We start from the raw sequence: 22818 nt of genomic DNA on the forward strand, positions 1-22818 counted from the left end.
CCGAAAAACAAGGTTTGTTACAGGATGTTAATAGGGCGTTGACAATAATAGCGAACAGGGTCCTCACGCCCGGACGAGTTGCAACTGTTCCCCCTGCCCACCCGAAGATGACGGCTTTGCAAGGGTACGCTTAGCGCCCCCTCCGGATTCCCTTCAGGAAATCCCCACCTCTTTTGGCTGCTCCAACTTGAACACTCTTTATTTGTTACAGGGGAAAAACGATCACAACACAACAGATATCTGATACCTAATATCTGGTGTCTGAAATATCAGAAAAATCGATATTATTATTTCCTGAGGACGATACCATCAAGACAATGGGGAATTTTAGATCATAAAAGTTGATGAAAGTCAAGGCCTGATCAGACCGATTTCGATACGGGCAATGCCATGCCCCAAAAATATCTCGCCCCTCTTTTCTGATCTCAGTTCCACAGGCCTCTGCTGGAGAGACATTATCGCGCCCTGAAAAACAACCAAAAAAAACAACCCAAAATTAACACATTAACAAAAACACCCGACTCGGCTCCGGACAAATCCCCTACCAAGGAAAGACTGTGGTCACAGGGCGGCCCCCTGCAGACACTTCCCGAGGTACTTTTTTTTCTCCCGGCCGCTGTAAAACGACAGCAATGGTGTTACGCCCCACCCTCCCCTGACTCGATCCTGCCAATTCCTCCTTCACGGGATGGAGTTCCCTGATCTTCACGAAGACCAACAAAGAACCCTCTCTGATTGCCCTGCAGTCAGTTGACACCTTCAGGGTGGTGTGTCGCGACAGGAGAAGAACGTCCTCCGGACGTGAACCTGGATGAATTTAACAGGGGAAGACAGCGAGATCCCCTCCATGAACATTCAGTTTGGTAATTTCAATTACAATGCTTCCGTTTTCTCTCATTTCCCTGAGCTAGGATTATTATTCCATCCTAGCTACTTACCAAAAAGAGCGACAGTGCCACACAGTGGCATGCCGATTGAATAACCAACATAGTTCCAATGACTAGAAAAAAGTAGTCCCAGTGACTAGCTGGACTAAGAACAAATCATTACCGGAGGCTCCCATGAAAAAAGCTATCATCTCAAAATCATTAACCTTTTCCACCCTCTTTCTAGCATGTTCGGTGACTCCGCTTATGGCTGCAAAACCCATGGATATTATTACATTGAGTAATGGGTACCCGAGCGGAGCCCACTATAATCTCAATATCCACGGCAAGAGCGATTTTCTCTGTGACGGGAGCTCAGGAGGCGGCTCGGTGTTTATCAGTGAATATGGTGATTCTACCATCAGCTATATTACCAACAGGAAGTCGTCGGTAACAGAACTGATTGCCCTGGATAGATGCGGAGAAGCCTTTGACGGTGATCCTGCCCAGGTGCAAATCCCCTACGAACAACAGGGATACTACGTCTATGCCGACATCAAGGGAAAACCGAATAATGGCAATAATGACAAGGAGAGCTCGGTTATTCTTTATCCAAACCTTGTCAGAGAGGCATGTAACGATACCGACCCGCTCAATCCTGACTTTGGCACCTATAGCGAATGCCCGGACAGTGATCAGCTGGCACTCGGCCTGATTGTGGGTGACAACGTGTATGAGGCTACAGATATCGGTTTTGTCCGCTTCAACAGCGAGAACAGCGGGGGTAAAGGCAAATCAAAAGCCAAGGATATCAGCAGCCTGTTCAAGTATACAGGGTATGTGTTTGATGCAAGTCTGGATATCAGTCTTGACGGCGAGATTTCGAATGATGATGTGCCTCTGAGCTATGATGCACTCATAAACGGCGGGAACGGAGATGGAGTGATCGACCAGGCCGAATTTGATCGATGGTTGGCTGAGATGGAAGCTGCAGGCCTTGTGGTATACTATGAGAATGAGTGGATCCTGAATATTGCAGACCTGGTTGTCACCGACCAGTTGGTGAGCAATGACGGCACCAAGTTGCTGAAGATCAGGTTCTACCCGGTGGCCACCACTGAATATCTAGCTCCGTAACACTCCTGGATAGGAGCACACCAGACAGGGTGAGGAAGCGCGTCTTCCTCACCCTGTTGTTTTTAGGGTAGCTTGAAAAATGCTATTTTTAGATCCAGCTCAAGGCACGCGATTCATTTCACCACAACCATACTGTTGATGGTTGATATTCCTAAGATTTAACCTTTATCATAACGCAGAGACTGGAAGGAAAAACAATTTTTCCAGGTAGTCTCAACTTTGCCAGCCTCTGCCTCCACATCAATCAACCTAGCCCTGAGCTCCCTGGAAAGGAATTACAAGCGCGCACAGGGCCCGCCCAAAAACCAGCCCTATTCAGCAAGTTCATCAAAACGACAGCTCAGGACAACGTCCCCATCTTCATACTGTGTTTTTACCTTATAAGGGAGCGTTTTAAAAAGTTGGATCATGGCCTTGTTCCTTGGAATGGTGATGGCCATCAGGCCTGCGATGCCGTTCTCCCTGGCCGCAATAGCCAGCTTCTTGAGAAAAATCCGTCCCAGCCCCTTACCCTGATAGTCTTTACTCACCGAGAAAGCCACTTCTGCCATATTGGAGTTTTTCAGCCTCATACTTTCCCCGATGGCAACAACACGGCCAAAGCCGAATTCACCGACAACGGCTACCAGGGCAAGATCCTGCACATAATCGACCTGGGAGCGGCTTTCCACTTCAGAGATACCAAAGACGGTCTTCTCGTGGAAAAATCGAGAAACAATGTCCATTTTAGCCAGGTTGTAAAAATGTTCCTGAATGCGTCGTCCATCGACGGGTTTGGATGGCCGGATAGTGACATCGTTACCTTCTATTGTAACGGTTTCCTCCAACCGAACCGGGTAAACTGCCTTTTCCGCCTCCCCGAGATTGCGTTGCGCTCCTATCAAACCCTGTTCCTTGGCATGCGCGAAAAGCTCTTCTCGAAAGTCCGGGTGCGCCAGACTGATCATAGCGATCACACGCTCCTGTAGGCTTTTCCCAAAGAGATTCACTGCTCCGTATTCGGAAACCACATAGTGCACATCGCCCCGTGGGACAACAACGGCATTTTGGCCAATGTGAGGAACGATGTTGGAGACAAGGCCATCTTTTCCAGCAGTGGTGGAAAAGATCATGATGATCGATTTACCGCCAGGTGATTGACGAGCCCCTCTCACAAAATCCGGAATACCCGAAACACCTGCGTACCGAGTCGTTGCCGAGGCCTCGGCCGAAACCTGACCGGTCAGGTCCATGGATTGGGCAACATTCAAGGATACCATTCGATTATTTCGTGCAATATTGAAGGGATTATTCACATAATCGGAAGGATGGAAATCGACGGCAGGATTGTCATTGAGGAACTCATAGAGGTTGTGACTGCCGATGGCCATGGAAGCCACCATCTTACCTTCGTTAAAACCTTTTTTACGATTATTGATATTGCCCCTGGCGTAGAGGTGCATGACGTCATCTGTTAAAAACTGGGAATGGATCCCGAGGTCATTTTTGTCCACAAGCGCCTGTACTGTTGCATGGGAAGCAGCATCTATATTAATCTGCAGAGTGGAACCATCTTCTATCTGCCGTGCGATAAGTTGGCCCATGGTAGCGGCAGCATCCGGTGAAAACTTTGCCGGAGGCACTACAAGAAGTTCCTCTTCATGGTGAACAATGGCATCAACGTCATTGAGATGAATAAAACTTTGTCCCATAACCCGGGGCATCCGGGGATTCACCTGGGCAATCACATAATCGGCAGATCGGGCGGCGGCAAGGGTCACATCAACGGAGATCCCCAGGCTCATCCAGCCAAAATCATCCGGCGGAGAGACCTGGACAAGTGCAACATTCAGAGGCATTTTGCGGGTTGTAAAGAGCGCCGGCACATCGGACATATTCATTGGCGTGATAAAGCGCTTATGTTTCGCAATCCTGGGTGATTCCGCTGAGCCGAGATAGATTGAACGGATATTTATACTGGTATCCGATGTTCTGTCCGCAATGGCGGTCAAAGAGGCTGTTTCTCGCCCGAACAAACGGACAATTTCGAGTCCATTGAGTCGGGAAGTACTTTCGGCAAGGGTCTGCACCAGTTTTTGCGGTTCACCACATCCCGAGCCGATAAAAACCATTTGCCCGGATCGTATATGCGATACCGCCTCTTGGGCAGTGACAGATTTTTCTACGTAGGTATCTGCCCAGTATTGAGTCGTCATTATCTGTATCTCCCCCCTGTCTGAAGATTGAGAGAATAGACAAGGAAAGTTATTGGTTAAAAAAGAGCACGCCAGCATCAACCATGAAGCACAAAAACCTATCTTGTTTATATACTACATTTTTAACGACAATGAATCCAGTCCAAGCGCGCGCCTGAACTTCAGGCTTGATAAACGTCTCGCTCATTTCAAGGCGATGTGTCCAGAGATGATCTCCTCCGGACCAACCGAGGTGAACCAACGATGCCGTTGGGACAGTAAGGTACCTGGAGGGAGAGAGAGGGAATAACGGGGAAATGAGGGCTCTGCCTAAAGTAGGGAAAAAAAGAAGGGCTCAGCTGTTCTCTTGTAGAGGAGCTGAGCCCTTGATATGCTGGAGCCGATAACCGGACTTGAACCGGTGACCTACTGATTACGAATCAGCCGCTCTACCAAACTGAGCTATATCGGCTCGGGATCAATCACCTAATGGTGAAGGAAATTTGAGGTTTATTGATGTAGCAACTTTATGGTATGGTGTCAAGTTTATGGAAACGAAATTTGGCATTATGCTGATTATTGGCCTGCTCCTCTGCGGCTGCCGCTCTGAAGAGCCAAGCCGGAAACCGGTTACAGCCGACCATGCCGGGGAACCTGTCCAGGTCACTGTTCAAGGCTGCAAGGGCTGCCACCGGACAATGGTGTCCGACTCCAACCACGCCATGGCCTGCACCGTCTGCCACCAGGGCGACGACAGCAGCAGTACCCGGGAGCAGGCCCACAGCGGACTGGTCGCCCAACCGGCCCACCCCGAGCAGATGGCCGCCAGCTGCGGCAGCTGCCATCCGTCCCAGGTTGCCGCCGCGGTCACCAATCCCCACTTCACCCTGGCCCGCGAGGTGAACGCGGTTCGTTTTCATTTCGGCGCGAGCAGCCCCTTAAGCTCACTCACCCAGGTCCCGCAGAGAGAGCAGATCGACACTCCCCTGGCCCTGAGCGAGGATCTGCTCCGCAAACGCTGCCTGCGCTGCCATCTCTACGCCCCGGGCGACCCCTACCCCTATGTGGGCCACGGCACCGGTTGCGCAGCCTGTCATCTGCGCTTTGAAAACAGTCGGCTCCAATCCCACCGCTTCAGCCCTCCAGGCAAGCGACAATGCCTGAGCTGCCATTACGGCAACTACGTGGGCAGCGACTTCTACGGCACCTTTGAAAACGACTATAACTGGGAGTACCGCACCCCCTATGCCAACCGCAAGCCCTACCTGCGGCCCTATGGGGTGGAGCAGCTCAACCTGGCACCGGATATCCATCAGCAGCGCGGCTTATTCTGCACCGATTGCCACCCGAGCAGCGGCCATGACCAGCCGCCCCCCCAGCAGACCGCGCTCAGTTGCGCCAGCTGCCACGCCTGGCAGGCCGGCAGGCCGCTTCCAGCCCTGCCCGGACTGCAGGTAATCGATGAGCAACTGGTTGTAACCGGCACCATATCCGGGAAACAGCACCAGGTGCCACGCCTCAGCGACCCGGCCCATGAGCAGTACGCCAAGCAGGTGGCCTGCCAGGTCTGCCATGGCCAGTGGAGTTTCAACGACGAGGTCACCCATCTGCTCCGCTCGGAGTCGGAGGATTACGATCCCTGGGAACGCTTAACAGTCCAGGGCAGTTATGAGCTGGAATCGCTGCTGGAACACAACCTCTACAGCGAGGAGGATGAACGGGCTCCGGCCATGGCCGATGGCATCAGCGGTGAGCTGAGCCCCGGAATCTGGTACAAGGGCTTTGGCCAACGCCGCTGGGAGGCGATGGTGGTACGGCGGGATACGGACGGGATCATCAAGGTCTTTCGCCCTATCCTGGACCTGCGCCTCTCCATGGTGGATGAAGATGAATCGGTCCTCTTTGACAACATCAGGGGTGGAGATGACGGCCTCCGCCCCTACACCCCCCACACCACCGGGGCAGCCGGGCTGTTTTACAGAGATCGTTTCCAGCACCTGCTCCCTGATAAACCCTGAACGGCCAAGCCCATGATCTCTCCTGGTTCCCCTACCCGACCGGCCACCGCCTGGTGGCTGCTGCTGATCACGCTCCTGTTCCTCTCTGCCTGCAGCGAGCGGGAGACCCTGAGCCGGAGGGAACAGGCCAAGCCCGCCAAACCAGGCAAAAAGTACGCTGCCCCCACCCAGCGGCCCTATGTGATCAAGGGCGTCCGCTACTACCCCATCCCCTCTGCCAAGGGCTACCAGGAACAGGGGCGGGCCTCATGGTATGGCAAGAAGTTCCATGGCCGCAAGACCGCCAACGGGGAGACCTATGATATGTACGGGAGCACAGCTGCCCATAAGACCCTGCCCATGGGAACCATGCTCCTGGTAAAAAATCTGGAAAATAAGAGGAAGGTGGTGGTGCGGGTCAACGATCGCGGCCCCTTTGCCAAGAACCGGATCATCGATCTGACCTATACCAGCGCCAAGGAGCTGGGGATGATCAAGAACGGCACCGCCAGCGTGGAAATCATCGCCCTGGGTGATCAAGAGCAGGCCCCTGAACCTCAGGAGAAGACGGTTGTGGCGCGCCAGCCGGTGCCCGGTCGGGCCGCAGAAGGAGTGCCGGACAAGGACCTTGACCAGGGCAGGTTCTATGTCCAGGCCGGGGCCTTTGTGGAACTGAGCAAGGCCAGGAAGCTGGCCAGGACCTTTGCCGACCAGGGCAGGAATGTGGTGATCCAGCAGTACCCGGCTGCCGGGATGAACCTCTACCGGGTGATGATCTTTGCCGGCACCTCTCTGGCCAAGGTCAAGGCCTATGAGCAGTACCTGGAGGCCAACGGCTATCCCGATGCCCTGGTCCTGGCTCGCTAGCCCTGGCCACGAAAAAGCGGCCTAAAGGTGCAGTAGAGCCATGGTGTAGTAGAGCCATTCCCGGCCGAATCTGCAAAAAAAATATCCTCGAAAGTGGGCAGCAGCCTCTGCCAGCCACTCGCTGTCTGCCTTGTGCTGAGCTTGGATGAAAGCCCAGCGCTGATCAGTCAGCCAGCAGGGCGCTGTTTTCCAACTCTCGAACCTTGCGGATAAAACTCCGGATCAGGCCATGGTCCTTGACCCCGGGCTCGGTCTCCAGGCCTGAGTTGGCATCCACCCCGTAGGGACGGACCGTGGTCAGGGCGCTCTCGACATTGTCGGGACTGAGGCCCCCGGCCAGGAGAAAGGGCTTTTGCAGCTCCAGCTTTTCGATCAGGTTCCAGTCAAAGGCTGTGCCCGTACCACCCACGGCAAGGGGTGAATAGGTGTCCAGGACAAAGCCCTTGACATGGGGGCTGTAGACGGCAACGGTTTCGGCGCTGAGTTCGGGACCGACCCGCAGCGCCTTTAAAACCTGACAGGGTGCGGCATGCCTGGCCAACCGTTCACAGTACTTGGGAGACTCGCTGCCGTGGAGCTGGACGTAATCCAGACAGCAGTACTCGACGATCTCCTCCACCTCTTTGCGCTTCTTGTCGACAAAGACCCCGACAGTGCCCACAAAGGGCGGCAACTGCTCGATGATCAGCTTGGCCTCTTCAGGGTCGATGAAACGGGGACTTCCCTCGTAGAAGATAAAACCCAGGGCATCCACCCCCTCTTCCACGGCCTCCAGGGCATCATCAAGGCGGGTGATGCCGCATATCTTTATCCGCGTCCTGCGATGACGTTTCATATCGATGCAAACTCCTCCAGGAGTGTCCCCCGGGTACCGTTGCGCATGAGGCTCTCGCCGATCAGGGCGGCAGCCACCCCATGCTCTTTGAGGCGAAGCATATCGTCGATGGTGGCGATCCCAGATTCGCTGACCACGGGCACCGAGTCAGGGATCATGGTCAGCAGCCGAAAGGTGGTCTCCAGGCTGACGCTGAAGTCATTGAGGTTGCGGTTGTTGATGCCGATCAGCCTGCTCTCCGCCTTCAGGGCAGACTCCAACTCTGCCTCATCATGGACCTCCACCAGCACGTCCATGCCCCGACTCTCGGCATGGAGGCGGAAGTCGCGCAGCTGCTCGGTCTCCAGGATGGCTGCAATCAGGAGGATGGCATCGGCACCCACCATCCTGGCCTCTTCGATCTGGAGCGGATCGATGATGAAATCCTTGCGCAGCACCGGCAACTCCACCACATTACGGACCAGGGGAATATAGGCCAGGGCGCCCTGGAAAAAATCCACATCCGTGAGCACCGAGATGGCCCGGGCCCCGCCCTGCTGATAGTGCTGGCCGATGGCCACGGGGTCAAAATCGGGTTGAATCACCCCCTTGGAGGGTGAGGCCTTCTTGGCCTCGGCGATGATCGCCACCCCGGGATCCGCGGTCAGGGCCGCCATGAATCCTCTGGGGGGATCGATCTCTGCCGGCGGACGAACCACCCCATGGAGGCGGAGCTCCATCACCTCTTCACGTTTTCTGGCAACAATGGTATCCAGTATCATAACTCTAGGTCTCTGCTGTTCAGCTCTGCTGTTGGTTGCAGAAGGCAACCAGTTGATCAAGTTTTTCCAGGGCGGCACCAGAGGCAACGATCTCCCTGGCCATGGCCACCCCCTGGCGGAGATCAGCGACCTTGTCTGCTGCCAGCAGGGCCGCTCCGCCATTGAGCAGTACCATATCCAGCCTTGCGCCAGGGGTGCCCCGGAGGACCGAACGGACCATCTCGGCTGACTCTTCAGGGGTACGTCCGCCACGAATGGCCTCCATACCGGCACGCTGCAGGCCGACCTCTTCCGGGGTAACGGTGCTGGAGCTGACCTGGCCGTCATGGCCGTCGGCAATATAGGAGGTCCCGCCGATGGTCAGCTCATCCAGGTTGCCCTCACCCCAGACCACCAGGGTACGTTTCATCCCCAGACGCACCAGGACCTCGGCCAGAACCGTGGTCAGCTCCCGGGCAAAGACACCGGTGAGCTGCACATTGGCTCCAGCAGGGTTGGTCAGGGGACCGAGCACGTTGAAGATGGTGCGGATCCCGATCTCCCGCCTGGGCTGGATGGCGTACTTCATGGCGCCATGGAGCATGGGGGCAAAGAGGAAGCCGATGCCGATGGTCTGCACGCAGCGCCCGACCTCAGACGGCGCCATGGTCAGATCAACACCCAGGGCCTCGAGCACATCGGCGCTGCCGCAGCTGGAAGAAACCGCCCGGTTGCCGTGTTTGGCCACGGGGATACCTGCCCCGGCCACCACAAAGCTGGTGGTGGTGGAGACGTTGAAGCTGCCCGAACCATCACCGCCGGTGCCCACGATATCCATCAACAGTCCTGTGGAGGTATCCACCCCGGTATCGACAAAGGTGGCCTTGGCGCGCATCACCTTGACCGCGCCGACAATCTCATCAATGGTCTCGCCTTTCATCCGCAGGGCGGTGATAAAGGAACCGATCTGGGCAGGGGTGGCATCACCACCCATAATCTGCTCCATCACCTCGATCATCTGGGCTTCACTGAGGTCGCTCTGCTCGATGAGCATGCTGATTGCTTTTCGTATCATCTTAGATCCTTTTTTCTTGGGCAAAGAGCGTGTTATCTGAGCAGTTGCTCATAGTCCGGACGGAGAAAGGTATGCAACAGCTGCATCCCCTCCCTGGTCATAATCGATTCCGGATGAAATTGAACTCCCTCGATGGGCAACTCCCGGTGACGCAAGCCCATCAACTCGCCCTGGTCTGTATGGGCGGAGGCTTCAAAGCACTCCGGCAGGCTTGACTCCTCCACAATCAGGGAGTGATAGCGCATGCCTTCAAAGGGGTTGCTCAGGCCGGTGAAGATACCACGGTTATCATGGTGGACCGGACTGGTCTTGCCGTGCATCAGGCGCTTCGCCCGAATCACCTTGCCGCCGAAGACCTGGGCTATGGATTGATGGCCCAGGCAGACCCCCAGGATAGGTATCCGGCCGCTAAAGGCCTCAATCGCCTCCATGGAGATACCGGCCTGATCCGGGGTCTTGGGGCCGGGAGAGATCAGCAAACGCTCAGGGTTGAGGGCCTGAATCTCGGCAAGGCGCACCTTGTCGTTGCGGAAGATCTTCATGGCCGGTGGCTGCCAGGAGGCCGGAGCATCGGGCAGGGGGGTGGCCAGCATCTGGACGATATTATAGGTAAACGAATCGTAGTTATCGATGAGTACAATCACGACTATAACCCCTTCTCTGCAAGCTCTACTGCCCGGCGCAGCCCCATGGATTTATTAATGGTCTCTTCATATTCACTGGCCGGATCCGAGTCAGCCACGATGCCGGCACCGGCCTGAATCCAGAGGTTGTCCTCCTGGAGAATGAAGGTACGGATGGTGATGCAGAAGTCCATGTTGCCGGAAAAGCCAAAATAGCCGACCGCACCTGCATAGGGGCCCCGCCCTTCCGTCTCCAGCTCATCGATGATCTCCATGGCCCGGATCTTGGGGGCGCCGCTGACGGTACCTGCCGGGAAACAGGCCTCCATGACATCGAACTGATCCTTGCCCGGCTCAAGCTTCCCCTCCACCCCGGAGACGATATGCATCACATGGCTGTAGCGCTCGATGACCAGGAGGTCCTTGACCTCAACCGAACCTGCCCGGGCCACCCGGCCCACATCGTTTCGCCCCAGGTCCACCAGCATCAGGTGCTCTGCCCGTTCCTTGGGATCGGCCAGCAGCTCCTCTTCCAGGGCCAGGTCTTCCTCCGGAGTGGCACCCCGCTTCCTGGTCCCGGCAATGGGCCGCAGCTCGATGGCCTCATTTTCCAGACGTACCAGGATCTCCGGAGAGGAACCGATCAGGATCAGCTCACCGCAACGGAGATAGAAGAGGTAGGGACTGGGGTTGATATGGCGCAGGGCCCGGTAGAGGGTGAAGGGGTTGAGCTGGGAACGGGCATGAAAACGCTGGGAGAGGACCACCTGGATGATGTCTCCGGCCAGGATATACTCCTTGGCCTGCTCCACCATGGCGGCAAAGGATTCCTGCTCCATGTTGGAGGAAAAGACATGGGGCTCAACCGCATGCTGGCGGATCAGGTCAGGGGGAACCGGTTGGTGGATGGCGGCGACCAGCTCCTCAATCCGTTGACATCCCTGCTGGTAGAGCTGCTCAGCGTCCTCCCCATCCTGCTGCCAGAGGTTGCAGACGATGGTCAGGGTCTGCTCCACCGAATCGTGGATCAAGACCACCCCGGGCACCATGAAGGAGCTGTCCGGAAATCCCGAGGGGGCATGGCGATCGGGAATATCCTCAATAAAACGGATCATATCATAACCGAGGAAACCTACTGCACCACCGTAAAAACGGGGAAGCCCGGGGGCGTCGCTCACCTCAAAGGAGGCCAGCAGCTGCCGCAGCTCATCCAGGGGTTGGGCCCCGTTCTCTACCCTGTTCTCTTCCTTCCGACCGGGATAGGTCCAACGCACCTGATCCTTGACGCTCTCAAAGGTGACCAGGGAATCCATGCCGATAAAGGAATAGCGCCCCCACTTTTCCCCACCTTCCATGGACTCAAAGAGAAAGGCGTGTGGGTCTTGGCCGGCGACCTTGGCAAAGATGGTCAGCGGGGTATCAAGATCAGCGACGATTTTCCGATGGACCGGCACCAGATCGGCGCTATCCAGCATCCCTACGAAATCATTCTTTTCGGGAAAATACATAATTTCAACGAGTTATAATAGTAGGCGCAATAAAAAAAAGCCATGGAAGCACTCGGCTTCCATGGCTTTTTTCATCTGCAAGGCTGTGAAGGGGATAACGCTGTTTCCACCTTATCCAAGCGGCTGCATGTTGTTCACCCGTCTGGTGAGACGAGAAACCTTCCTTGATGCCGTATTCTTATGAATGGTTCCCTTGGTCGCAGTCTTCTGGATCACGGGAATGGCAGACTGGAGTGCATCCTTGGCCTGCTCTTCAGAACCGGCAACAAGAGCTTCCTCAACCTTACGAATGGCGGTTTTCATTGTTGATTTGTTCATGCGGTTACGCAGGCGACGAACTTTCGATTGACGGTCTCTCTTGAGCGCAGACTTATGATTGGCCATGAATTACTCCTAACTCCTTATTGTACATATCTCAAATGAAATAGTGAAATTTAAACCCTGTTAAATAACGAAACCAGATTGTTTTGTCAAGATTATTACCGACTACCTGAGATTATTTCACTCGCCCTGCTGCTCCTCTCCCAGCACCAGGCCGGTGGCTCTGCTGAAATCAGCCGAGTCGACCAGGGCCTCTTCGAAGCGGGCTCCGCCGAGTTGAGCCTCTGTAAAATCAGCATGATATAAGTCTGCCTCCCGAAAATCAGCGTCCCGCAGGTCAGCCCCCTGAAAGTTGGCTCCCTTCAGATTGGCACCACGAAAATCCGCGCCTTGAAGCGTACTCCGGCTCAGGTTGACCCGCTCCAGGTCCATCTTCTTAAAGCCCTTACCGCTTAAATCCAGCCCACTCAGGTTGCACTCTACACAGCGTTCCTCATCAAATAAGCGCTCAATGAGACGCGCCTCTCTGGCCTGGGCCTGATCCGGGGTTTCAACGGTGTACACCGCCTGCGGCGAAGCCTCCTTGGCTCCGGCCCCCTGCCCTGCCTCTCCGCCGGCAAGCAGTCCGCTCACCGACAGGGGCGCAGCCCCCTCTTGGTTCCCTCCCGCCCCGGGAGCAGTGGAGGAAGCCGGCGGCTTAACCGCCTTATCCTGGGGAAGCCGGACGGCTGCCTCTTGACTGGTCCTACGCTTTGACTGGGCAGCCATCTCGGCAAGGCTCACGGCCCGGGGGATATCGCCCTCAACAGCGGGCTTTGGGGCGGGCTCTTCTCCCGGTGCACGCTCCTCTGCAACGATGAACTCCTCCATGTTGCTGACCCCATCGGGGGTCGCTGGCAGGGCCTTGGAGACCGCCACCTCTTCTGTCACCTCTTCCGTCACCGGTTCTGCCACCGGCTCAAGAGGCGCCAGCTCTTCTCCGGCCGGGGCAGCGCCTGCCCGAACCGCTTGCCTGGTTTCAACGGGGACGACTCCAGTGAGCCCTCCTGCCACGGGCACCTTGCCCCTTGCAGCCTCCACAACGGTAAGCTGCCCATCACTGGCAGCTGGCTGTTTTGCCGTCCTCTCCCCTGAGACCTCCGGGGCCTGGGCTGGCCCGGTTTTAATCCCTGCGGGCAGCACCTTCAGCTCACCGAGAGCGTCCGGTTCTGCAGGGGGATGCGCCTCCCGGGGCACAGGCGGCCGGACAAGCTCAGGCTGCACAGCCTGGCGTTTCTTCTCCTCCTTCAAGACGAGCTCCGCGGCCACAGCTGCTGGAGGCGACTCGCTGCTCCTGGCCGGTGTGATGACCGCAGCGGCCGGGACAACGGCGGCGGCCATCAACCCACTCTGCTTGGGTCGATCCTGCTCGGCAGAGACTCCTGGAACAGGCTGAACAGCTTGAGATCGGGCGACAGGAGCGTCTGGCTGCCGAGCCGCCGAGAGCGCGGCCCGCTGAGGGGACGACGGCTCCTCGACCTCATCCGCAGCGCCCGGGGAGGGCTCCATCCCCACCTCCTGGGTATAGGGAACCCTCTTTGACCTGGACGCCTCGGGTACATGGACCTTCTCGCCGCTGCCGGAAAAATCATCACCCTCTTCCTGCCGTCGGGTGACGATGGCACCGTCAATGAGGGCCGTATCAAGAAAGGCACCCTCAAGTACCGCACCGGTCAGATTGGCACCCCGCAGATCGGCACCGGCCAGATCGGCCCCCCCCAGGGCAGCGCCCTGGAGATTACTGTTTTGCAGGTTAGCCCCTGATAAATCGGCGAGAAAGAGCTTTGCCCCGGCAAGGTTAGCCCCGGCCAGGTTGGCACCGGCCAGATCCATTCGGGTCATCACCGCACCGGCCAGATCGCAACCAGGGCATTGCCGGGTGGCGACCAGTTGTTTAAAATTTTCCTGAACAGGCGGACGGGTTGAACCCAGGGGTGCCGCAGAGACACCCACTGCCAGGCCGCCGACCACCAGACAGGAAAACGCAAAAAGCGAATATTTCATCAGATACTCCACAAAGTATTCCAGCAGGCCGTCCCCGGACAGGGGCGGCGCAAAGAGGTCGCTGCCAGTTACAACACCAATCTTCTGATTTGGATGTCCCTAACCATCTCCAGAGCCATTCCCGAAGGCGTCCCAGCACCGGGAGAGACACTCCCCCGAAGTCCGCCGGGCAAGCCACGCAAAGGCCCTTTGCTCTGACTCTTTACCCGACAAGTGACCAAGGGGCAATAATCTTCACACCCATAGGAGTAAGGATCTGGTCAGCAGCCGGGGCTCCCTCCCGGGCAGACGCTGGTCCGGCCCGGCAGGAGACGTGGTAGCCTTACTCTTCATCCAACTGAAACAACGCCCTTTTATTGAAAAAACCCAGACTGAGACCAAGGATTCTCCCCGGCCTCCCACTGGCTGAGCAGGCCCGTAGTCAGGAACCTGGAAACATGGTCAAAAAGCCATTGACGGCTGGTAGAGGATGGGGGTATATCCCTTGAGTCCACCTTCAAAAGTTGCTTTTTCTTCCAGTCTCTGCGTTGCGCTTGAAAATTTTATCCTCGGCATATCACCATATCATCCATATGCCTGCGATAAAATGTATCGGCCGCCTTGACCCTGATCAAAAAGTCCAATTTTTCAAAGTGGCCGTGAGACAGCAGCAGCTGAGAACCACCAGATCCCCTTTTCCCCAGGAGCCAGAACGGTCCCATGTCCTTGCACACGCTTCTCTTTCCCGCGGAATCAAGGACCTTTCCCGGCAAACGCTGGAGCAACGTCCTTTTACGAAGTGGCCACCTCTGCGCCGCAGCAGTCTACTCCGGAGGCCTCTACTTCATGGTAGAGCCTGACCAGCTCGCTCCCTGGTACCTGCTCACGGCGGTGAGCGGTGGCCTGATGCTGGCTGCCGACCTCTACAGCAACGGCAAGCACCTCTTCCAAAACCGGGGCTTCTTCATCCTGGTCAAGCTGTTGATCCTGGGCCTCCTCTTCCACACCGACACCACCAGCAGCTGGGCCATCCTGGCCATCATCTTCCTGTCCGGGATCACCTCCCACGCCACCGGTCGTTTCCGCTACTACTCGATCTTCCATGGGCGTCAGCTCTGAGTTCCCCTGGTCACCTGCATGGGCCCGGGTGCAGGGCACGAAAAAGGCCCCAGCCAATGAATGGCTGGGGCCTGGTAAGCTATGAAGCAACGAAGCAATCCGGGCAGACCTCTCTACCCTAAGGGTCAGCTGAGATTCTGCACCTTCCGCGACTTCTGCTTATCGATCTTTTTCGGAATGAGCCCATTGGACATAAAGGCGGTACACTCTTTCCTTTTTTCAAACGGACAATCGGTGATATTCCAACAGGGGGTATATTGCAGCAATTTTTTTACCGCCGCTATGGAGACCCCGTGTTCATGAATCATCTCGCGCAGGCACTCAATCCATTTGATATCGTTCATGGTGTAGTAACGCCATTTGCCCTTTCGCATCGGCGTCACCAGACCTTCCTGTTCGTAGATCCTCAGTGTTCTCGGATGAACCGAGAGCATCTGAGCAGCAACGCCTATGGTAAAGATCGCTTTTTTTTCGTCAATCATCTTGCGCCTCTTTTCCTGAAGAGGTGCCCCTCACCTCTTGGATGAGGGGCACCTGATCGAGTTGATCCTTATGGTTCTCAGTGGCTGTCGTGGCCGGAGAATCGTTTACCAAAAAAGCGCTCGCCCTGGAGAAAGAGCATCCCGGTCAGACCGATACCGGCCATGGCCACGATCCATTCCGGACCAGAGGGCGCATAGTTGAAGTAGGTCGGCACAGAGGCATCAAACTCGGCCAGGGTGGGCACGATCTGTCCTGCGGTGACCATATCCAAGCGGGCGATAAACATCCCGACCAGGGCCATGATCCCTGCCAATGACATGGCAGCCAGACTCTTCATCCGGGTTAAGGCCAGCAACAGGATGGGAGCGACCAGGCCAACCCCGACCTCCAGTACCCAGAAGTTGGTCGAGAGCGGTCCGGTGTAGAGGGCATCTGCAGCGGTCCGGCCGCCCACAGAGCCGCCGACATAGAAGGAAGCCATCTTCCAGAAGGTGGAGACACTGACCAGAATCAACATCAGCAAGAGTACCTTACCGGCAGCCTGGACCCCTTCAAAGACCTGTTGCTCCATACGCTGACCGCGAATTACCGCGGCAAAGTGAGTGAAGACGATGGCTGCGGCCGCACCGGAGAGGAAGGCACAGGCCAGGAAGTAGACCGGCAGCTGGGCGCCGTACCAGAAGGGACGGGCAGCCAGGGTTGCAAAGACGCCTCCCAGACAGGTATTGGCCGCCACCTCGGCAAGACCGCCCAGAATACCGAAGAACAGGGCCAGCTTGTACTGCTTGGTGAGAATCAGCCAGAACTCGAGGAGGATAAAGCCCAGGGCCATACCGTAGAGGGTTCCCATCCACCAGATATTGGAGGTTACATTGGGGGAGATGATGTTGTAGATTGCCATCCGCCACGGGTTGACAATCTCCATCCCGATCACGGTAAAGGCGCTGATGATGGTGATCAGCGAGATCCAGACCATCCGGTTAGCCAGGGGGGCCAGCTTGTTGCCGCCAAAGACATGGCTGATCGCGGCCAGCAGGCAGAGCCCGGTGGAGGTGATGGCAAAGAAGGCATAGGTGGAGATGAGCAGTCCCCAGGGTACCTCACGACTGACATTGTAGACATGCTCATGACCGACAAAGAAACCATACAGACCGGTGGCTATGCCGACGGCCAGAAGCAGGCCAAAGGCACCGGAAAGATAGTTGACGGAAGGACTCGCTACTTCAGGCTCGGCCGTTGCAGCAAAGGGGAAACTGTTTACCATGGTGTACCTCCTCAGGTTACTCTAATTGTAGATAGTCTTAGCTGAAATATTGAACAATCTATACGGTAGCTTGAAAAATTAGATTTTTCGATCAAGGTCAAGGCGCGCGATCAATTTTACCGTAGGCATATATTTGATATTCCGAGGATAAAATTTTGAGCGCAACGCCGAGATTGGAAGAAAAAGCTTTTTTCAAGGTGACCTATAGCCTTGCCGGCTCTATCATCTCTTGTCGCTGTTCTTCACTGCCCAGCGATTTCAGCCCCAGAAGAACAACCACGGCTGAAAAGGGTCCAAGGGCCAGGAACAGCAGGAACGAACAACAGAACCAAAACCACTCACTGATCTGAGTCAGATGGGCCTTGATCCACGAGATCAGAACATGACCGCCATCAGTTCTCATCTCTTTTACTTGGTTGGGCTGGAGAGTATTCATCGTCTTCCTCTTTCTCTTTGCTCGCAGGTGGTTGCGATGCTTTACCCTGCTATCGCAAGGGGTGTGCCAAAAACAGAAACCCAACGGCCCGAGAAAGAACAAAACAGATAAGCCATTGAAATCTATAGATCATAACAACCTGCACCCAAAGACCTACAAGTTTTAGAGGAAGAGACGGGCTCCAACTTATCTCTCCTGTGGACGCAAAACGCTCCCTGCTGCGACGGCCAGGATGGCGAAGATCACGCCCTTGCAGACCGCACCCTGCCCAGCTGACCCAACGGTCACTTCAACTCTCTTTCGAGCAGTTAGCTCTGAAATCGACGCAGCCATCACCTTGCCCCACAGAAACAACCACCAGAAAAAGCATCTGCGCGCCAGAGGAAACCCCTTGTCTTTACATAATAATTCAAACAAGTTACCCAGACAGGCACCCTGCAATGGCACAAAACGCGCCCAAAACTCAAACCAGAGAGGTCCGAGTTTAGCCCGGAGCAAGCCTCCCCAGGCCAAGCAGGAGATAGCATGCGGTCGGGGCAGGCCCCACCCTGCAGACATATGGGGAGCTCAGCCCTGATGTTACAGGGGAGGCCAGAGGAGAATGAATCCACGGATAATCAGGGAATAAAAGAAAGAGCAGGAGACTAAAGGGGCAAGAGGGAACAGGGGCGAGACAGCGAGGGAGGCGCCCTCGCCAGAGGCAGCAGAGAAAGAGGGAAGGAGGGGACAGCTAAGAGAGCGTACCGGCAGCAGACGGCGGGGGCCTCTTCCAGCTCAGTTGACAATGACTCCTGGATAGTATCCTGAAGCTCCCCCAATACAACAAAAAGGCCGCCAAGGAAGCAGAACGCTTCCTGGGCGGCCGAGTCAGATCATCCACCGCTGGAGTGGAACAGCTGAACGCTTGGGAATCAGTGATCCTTTCCCTGGGCAGCATCGCCGCCGCCATGCATCCGTTCAAAACCCTTTACCCCGATATGGCAGGTGGTACAGAGGGTATCCGAGGCAAAGGCGTCGTCACCGTTATGACAAGCACCACAGTATTTTCCCTCGTAGAGGGCAGCCATGGTGAATTTTTCAGGCTGCTCCTCGGCAGCACCGAGGCGCATCTTAAAGAGTTCATCGTGGCAACTGGCGCACTCAAAGCCCATCTCGGTATGGGCACCATGGTCAAAGATAACCGCCTTTACCGGCTTGACAAAGACTATGGTCTCGGGCTCGACCATATCGCTGCCGTGGCAGGTGACACAGCTCTCCTCCTCGGTGCTGCTGAAGGCGGTATCACCATCATGGCAGGTACCGCAGTAGAGGCCCGCCTCCAGAGAGGCCATGGTATAATCCCCGTTGGCCTTGGCAGCCCCGCGCCTGCGCTCAAAGGTGTCTGGATGACAGCTGTCACAGGACAGTTCATACTCGATGACATGGGACTTGTGACTGAACATCGCATCAACCGGCTCTTTGGCCAGGATCAAGGTGTCCCCGTAGGACTGGAAGACCTTCTCTTCAACAGCCTCTTCGCCCTGGGCGGGAGCCGTTGCCTGTACCGTTGCGCCCAAAAAGCTTACGCCGGCGACGGTTGCCATGCCGAGAACTGCGAACAACTTCAATGACACTCTCATGGAATCTCTCCTTCAATGGTTAGGCGTTCATATAAAAAACGTTTGGCAGGGCTCCGGTTTCCGGACGAAGCACCCAGACAACCTTTCCAGGCTGATGCACCAGGCTGTACACTTCACTGTTGGGATCACTGAGATCACCAAATACTCGTACATCTGCAGGACAGGCTTCGACGCAGGCCGTATCTTTCATTCCCTTTGAGAGGCGGGTATCATAACAGAAGTTACACTTATCAACGGCACGGACCTCTTCGTTGAAGTAACGGGCATTATAGGGGCAGGCCGCCATGCAGGTCTTGCAACCGATACACTTTTTGGAGTCCATCATCACGATACCGGTGGTCTTGTCCTTGTAGGTGGCCACAGTGGGACAGACCCGAACACAGGGAGGACGGTTACAGTGGTTACAGAGCACCGGCATAAAGATCCGCTCCTTCTGATCAGGCCCGATCTCCCGATAACTCTCCAGGATGATGGTGCGGTAGCCATAGGAAGGAACATGGTTGGTGCGGACACAGGCCTCCATGCACAGCTGACAGTCAACGCAGAGATTCTGACGCATGACCATGCTGTAGTGAGGGCTGTGGGGATATTTTTTGACAGACTCCATGCCGCCCAGAGCCCCCAGGGCCTTGGGTGCCGAGGTCAACGACAAAACCGTACCCCCCATAAACAGCCCGGTAATGGCCAGACCGGCCTGCAGGAAGGTTCGCCGCTCCAGCGAAGGAATATTTTCCACACCTTCATTTTCTTTCTTTTCCAACTCACTAATGTTCATTACACGCCCTCAATCTGAAATAGTCAAAAAAACTTTGGCACAGTGTACTACAGTGTGTAACGCCTCAGCACCACATACATCAGGGTTAATCTCCTCTCCTCACTCAAAACACAAGCCTGTAACCATACCCTAAATCAGCAAGAAGGGCAAGATCTCAAACAGGTAGAATCAAGCGCCTACGCCGGCTGGGAGCTGGAGCATACATGCGGCCGAGCAAATCCATTGACCCGGCCGACAAAGATGAATATCGTTGGCCCAGGCGACAGCCATGAACCAAGAGAGCCGAAGAGCCCCAGGCAGACCTGCCCTGAACAGCCCCCCGGTACCCGCACTCCTTACCCACAAGGGTACCTTGAAAAATTGTTTTTCAAGGTGGCCACAAACCAGCAACAGCCACTATGTCTCAACCATTTGAATTTCCGCAATCGCCCCTGGCCATCTTCATCCTGGACCAGCAGTGGCGAGTAATCGGCATCAACGCCGAGGCCGAAGCACTCATCGGCAAACAGCGAGGGCACATAGTGGGAACCCCCCTGGACCGCCTCTTTCGCGCAGACAGCGACGCAGACGCTCTCTTCTCCCTCCTGGAACAGAGCAAAAAGGGCCAGGCCGTCTCCAGACAATCCATCCTGATCACCACCTGCCGGAAGGAGCCTGCCAGGAAGGCGATGCAGGCCTCGGTATTCCCTATCCCCAAGTCCTGCAAGGAGAGTGACCGCCAAGAGGTCATGGTCACCCTGGAGCCCACCAACCAGCCTGCCCACCACCAGCTGCTCTTCAACTCGGTTGACCAGGGTGTACTCACGGTCAACCCGCAACTGGAGATCACCTCCTTCAACTCCAGCGCCGAGAGGCTGACCGGCTGGTCCAGGGAAGAGATCCTCGGCAAGAACTGCAGCACGGTCTTTCCGGCGGAGATCTGCGGCAACGCCTGCCTGATCGGCCAATCCATCACAGAAAAACGTTCCATCGCTGCCCGCACCATCTTCATGAGCACCAAGGAGGGCCAGAGCTTCCCACTCTCCCTGACCAGCTCACCCCTCTATGACGCCGACGGCAGGGTGATCGGCGGAGTCCAGACCTTTTACGACTGTACCGACGCCCTCCAGACCGACCTGATCCTCTCTTCTGTGGCCGACGGGGTCTTTACCGTGGATAAGAATCGGATCATCACCTCCTTTAACAGGGCCGCCGAAGATATCACCGGCTGGACCAGGGAAGAGGTGATCGGCAAGGCCTGCAGTTCGATCTTCCACTCCAGCGTCTGCGGCGGCAACTGCCTGCTCCAGAAGGCCATTGACCACAACGACTCCTACATCGACCGTTCGATCTTTATCAAGAACAAGGCGGGTAACTCCATTCCGGTCACCATCAGCTCCTCGCCCCTGCTGGATGACTTTGGCAACATCATCGGCGGCATCGAAACCTTTCGCGACAACACCTCCTCCATCCGAGAGAACCTGATCCTCGACTCCATTGCCGACGGCGTCTTCACCGTGGACCGCAACTGGCAGATCACCTCCTTTAACCGCGCCGCCGAAGAGATCACCGGCTGGGACCGGAACCAGGCCATGGGCAAATCATGCTCAGCCATCTTCCACTCCTCCATCTGCGGCAAAAATTGCGCCATTGCCGAGAGCCTCTATACCGGCAAGGCCGCCTCCAACCGCTCCATCACCATCCGCAACAGCGAAGGTGCCGAGGTTCCCATCAGCATCAGCGCCGCGCCCCTGACCGACCACGAGGGCAACATCATCGGCGGGGTCGAGACCTTCCGCGACCTGACCGACATCACCACCCTCCGCAAACAGCTCAGCCAGAAGTACACCTTTGACGAGATCATCTCCAAGTCGACCAAGATGCAGCGACTCTTTGCCATCCTGCCTGATATTGCCCGCAGCCCCAGCACCGTCCTCATCCTGGGAGAAAGCGGCACCGGCAAGGAGCTGATTGCCCGCGCCCTCTACAACGCCAGCAGCAGGCGGGAACAGCCCTTTATCGTGGTCAACTGCGGAGCCCTGCCCGAAACCCTGCTGGAGTCCGAACTCTTCGGCTACAAGGCAGGCGCCTTTACCGATGCCAGGAAAGATAAGCAGGGACGATTCGCCGCCGCAGAGGGGGGCACCCTGTTTTTGGACGAGATCGGCGACATCCCCCTCTCGGTCCAGGTAAAGCTGTTACGGGTCCTCCAGGAAAAGGTCTACGAACCCCTGGGATCCAACACCCCGGTCAAGGCCGATGTCCGTATCATCACCGCCACCAATCGAGACCTGCAGAGCCTGGTCCAGGAGGGGAGGTTCCGAGAGGACCTCTTCTACCGGCTCAACGTGGTCAAGATCAACCTGCCGGCCCTGCGTGAACGCAAGGAAGATATCCCCCTCTTGATCGAACATTTCATCAAGAAGTACAGCGCCGAACAAGGAAAGGACATCGTCGGCATGTCCAGCAGCGCCCTCTCCCTGCTGATGCCCCACAACTACCCGGGCAACATCCGTGAGCTGGAAAACATTGTCGAGTACTCTTTTATCCTCTGCGAGGGTGGCTATATCCAGCCCCACCACCTGCCGGACCCCTTCTCCACCTCAGCCATCCACCAGGAGAGCAGCAGCGCCGACGGCGCAGTCAACCACGGCGTCCAGTCCCTGGAAGAGATCGAGAAGCAGGCCATCCTGATTGCCCTGGAGCGCAACCACTGGCGGAAGATGCGGACCTGCGGAGACCTGCACATCTCCAAAGACACCCTCCGCCGCAAGATCAGGAAATATCAGCTCGTCGACCCGAGAGAGCAGAAGCTCCAGCAGGAAGGTTCCGCCTGAAACCCGCCAGAGAAGATCAACCTCTCTTTCAGGGCAGAAGAAAAAGAGCCGAGCTTCATGGGGTAGCAGAAAAAAAGCTGAAGCGCATCTTAGGGTACCGCGGACATTGGTGTGCAGATAGAAGCTAAGCCATTTTTAATG

Annotated in this window: 18 protein-coding genes and 1 tRNA gene; 5 read left to right on the forward strand and 14 right to left on the reverse strand. The window is 56.2% G+C overall.

Translation table 11 applies throughout. From position 1 onward, the window contains the following. The first annotated feature begins 1061 nt into the window (after positions 1-1061). Positions 1062-2003, forward strand: coding sequence for a hypothetical protein (locus tag G494_RS0116830; RefSeq protein ID WP_153305926.1), 942 nt, complete (start codon positions 1062-1064; stop codon positions 2001-2003). A gap of 311 nt (positions 2004-2314) precedes the next feature. On the opposite strand, the gene G494_RS0116835 is transcribed toward G494_RS0116830, so the two are convergent. Beyond that, positions 2315-4198 (reverse strand): bifunctional acetyl-CoA hydrolase/transferase family protein/GNAT family N-acetyltransferase, encoded by a 1884-nt coding sequence (locus G494_RS0116835; RefSeq protein ID WP_035247264.1) that lies wholly within the window; start codon positions 4196-4198, stop codon positions 2315-2317. A 374-nt stretch (positions 4199-4572) separates the two neighbouring features. After that, positions 4573-4649 (reverse strand) — tRNA-Thr (locus G494_RS0116840). A gap of 76 nt (positions 4650-4725) precedes the next feature. On the opposite strand from G494_RS0116840, the gene G494_RS0116845 reads away from it, so the two are divergent. Then, positions 4726-6195 carry a cytochrome c3 family protein gene (locus G494_RS0116845; RefSeq protein WP_153305927.1) on the forward strand — a complete coding sequence of 490 codons (1470 nt, stop codon included), beginning with the start codon at positions 4726-4728 and terminating at the stop codon, positions 6193-6195. 12 nt (positions 6196-6207) lie between these two features. Next, complete coding sequence (locus tag G494_RS0116850; protein ID WP_028585447.1) at positions 6208-7041, forward strand: septal ring lytic transglycosylase RlpA family protein; 834 nt, start codon at positions 6208-6210, stop codon at positions 7039-7041. A gap of 163 nt (positions 7042-7204) precedes the next feature. On the opposite strand, the gene G494_RS0116855 is transcribed toward G494_RS0116850, so the two are convergent. The 7 genes from G494_RS0116855 to G494_RS25745 form a co-directional block, all read right to left on the reverse strand. Continuing rightward, positions 7205-7876, reverse strand: a complete 672-nt coding sequence (locus G494_RS0116855) for a phosphoribosylanthranilate isomerase (protein WP_028585448.1) — start codon at positions 7874-7876, stop codon at positions 7205-7207. Beyond that, positions 7873-8637: an indole-3-glycerol phosphate synthase TrpC gene (gene trpC / locus G494_RS0116860; RefSeq protein ID WP_028585449.1), complete on the reverse strand. Its 765-nt coding sequence runs from the start codon at positions 8635-8637 to the stop codon at positions 7873-7875. The genes G494_RS0116855 and trpC overlap by 4 nt, the downstream gene beginning before the upstream one ends. A gap of 19 nt (positions 8638-8656) precedes the next feature. Beyond that, positions 8657-9691, reverse strand: coding sequence for an anthranilate phosphoribosyltransferase (gene trpD, locus G494_RS0116865; RefSeq protein WP_028585450.1), 1035 nt, complete (start codon positions 9689-9691; stop codon positions 8657-8659). Positions 9692-9723: 32 nt separating this feature from the next. After that, complete coding sequence (locus G494_RS0116870) at positions 9724-10335, reverse strand: anthranilate synthase component II (protein ID WP_028585451.1); 612 nt, start codon at positions 10333-10335, stop codon at positions 9724-9726. 2 nt (positions 10336-10337) lie between these two features. Continuing rightward, positions 10338-11822, reverse strand: coding sequence for an anthranilate synthase component I (trpE, locus tag G494_RS0116875; RefSeq protein ID WP_028585452.1), 1485 nt, complete (start codon positions 11820-11822; stop codon positions 10338-10340). Between the two features lie 111 nt (positions 11823-11933). Beyond that, the gene (gene rpsT / locus G494_RS0116880; RefSeq protein WP_028585453.1) at positions 11934-12206 is read right to left on the reverse strand and encodes a 30S ribosomal protein S20; all 273 of its coding nucleotides are present in this window, start codon (positions 12204-12206) and stop codon (positions 11934-11936) included. A 117-nt stretch (positions 12207-12323) separates the two neighbouring features. Continuing rightward, entirely contained in the window at positions 12324-14186 is a 1863-nt protein-coding gene (locus tag G494_RS25745) for a pentapeptide repeat-containing protein (RefSeq protein ID WP_051305813.1), read from the reverse strand. A gap of 699 nt (positions 14187-14885) precedes the next feature. Here G494_RS25745 and G494_RS0116895 point away from each other — a divergent pair. Then, positions 14886-15284 carry a hypothetical protein gene (locus G494_RS0116895; protein WP_028585454.1) on the forward strand — a complete coding sequence of 133 codons (399 nt, stop codon included), beginning with the start codon at positions 14886-14888 and terminating at the stop codon, positions 15282-15284. A gap of 125 nt (positions 15285-15409) precedes the next feature. On the opposite strand, the gene G494_RS0116900 is transcribed toward G494_RS0116895, so the two are convergent. From G494_RS0116900 to G494_RS0116925, 5 genes are all read right to left on the reverse strand, one after another. Then, the gene (locus G494_RS0116900) at positions 15410-15766 is read right to left on the reverse strand and encodes a MerR family transcriptional regulator (protein WP_028585455.1); all 357 of its coding nucleotides are present in this window, start codon (positions 15764-15766) and stop codon (positions 15410-15412) included. A 77-nt stretch (positions 15767-15843) separates the two neighbouring features. Further along, positions 15844-17031, reverse strand: a complete 1188-nt coding sequence (gene nrfD, locus G494_RS0116905) for an NrfD/PsrC family molybdoenzyme membrane anchor subunit (RefSeq protein ID WP_028585456.1) — start codon at positions 17029-17031, stop codon at positions 15844-15846. A gap of 202 nt (positions 17032-17233) precedes the next feature. Next, positions 17234-17467 (reverse strand): hypothetical protein, encoded by a 234-nt coding sequence (locus tag G494_RS0116910; RefSeq protein WP_028585457.1) that lies wholly within the window; start codon positions 17465-17467, stop codon positions 17234-17236. Positions 17468-18378: 911 nt separating this feature from the next. Next, positions 18379-19086: a c(7)-type cytochrome triheme domain-containing protein gene (locus tag G494_RS24160; protein WP_084457025.1), complete on the reverse strand. Its 708-nt coding sequence runs from the start codon at positions 19084-19086 to the stop codon at positions 18379-18381. A gap of 19 nt (positions 19087-19105) precedes the next feature. After that, positions 19106-19861: a 4Fe-4S dicluster domain-containing protein gene (locus tag G494_RS0116925; protein ID WP_028585459.1), complete on the reverse strand. Its 756-nt coding sequence runs from the start codon at positions 19859-19861 to the stop codon at positions 19106-19108. 398 nt (positions 19862-20259) lie between these two features. Between G494_RS0116925 and G494_RS27960 the strand changes: the two genes are divergently transcribed. After that, entirely contained in the window at positions 20260-22677 is a 2418-nt protein-coding gene (locus tag G494_RS27960) for a sigma 54-interacting transcriptional regulator (protein WP_084457027.1), read from the forward strand. The last annotated feature ends 141 nt before the right edge of the window (positions 22678-22818 follow it).

The organism is Desulfogranum mediterraneum DSM 13871, from assembly GCF_000429965.1.
Classification (GTDB): Bacteria; Desulfobacterota; Desulfobulbia; order Desulfobulbales; family Desulfobulbaceae; genus Desulfogranum; species Desulfogranum mediterraneum.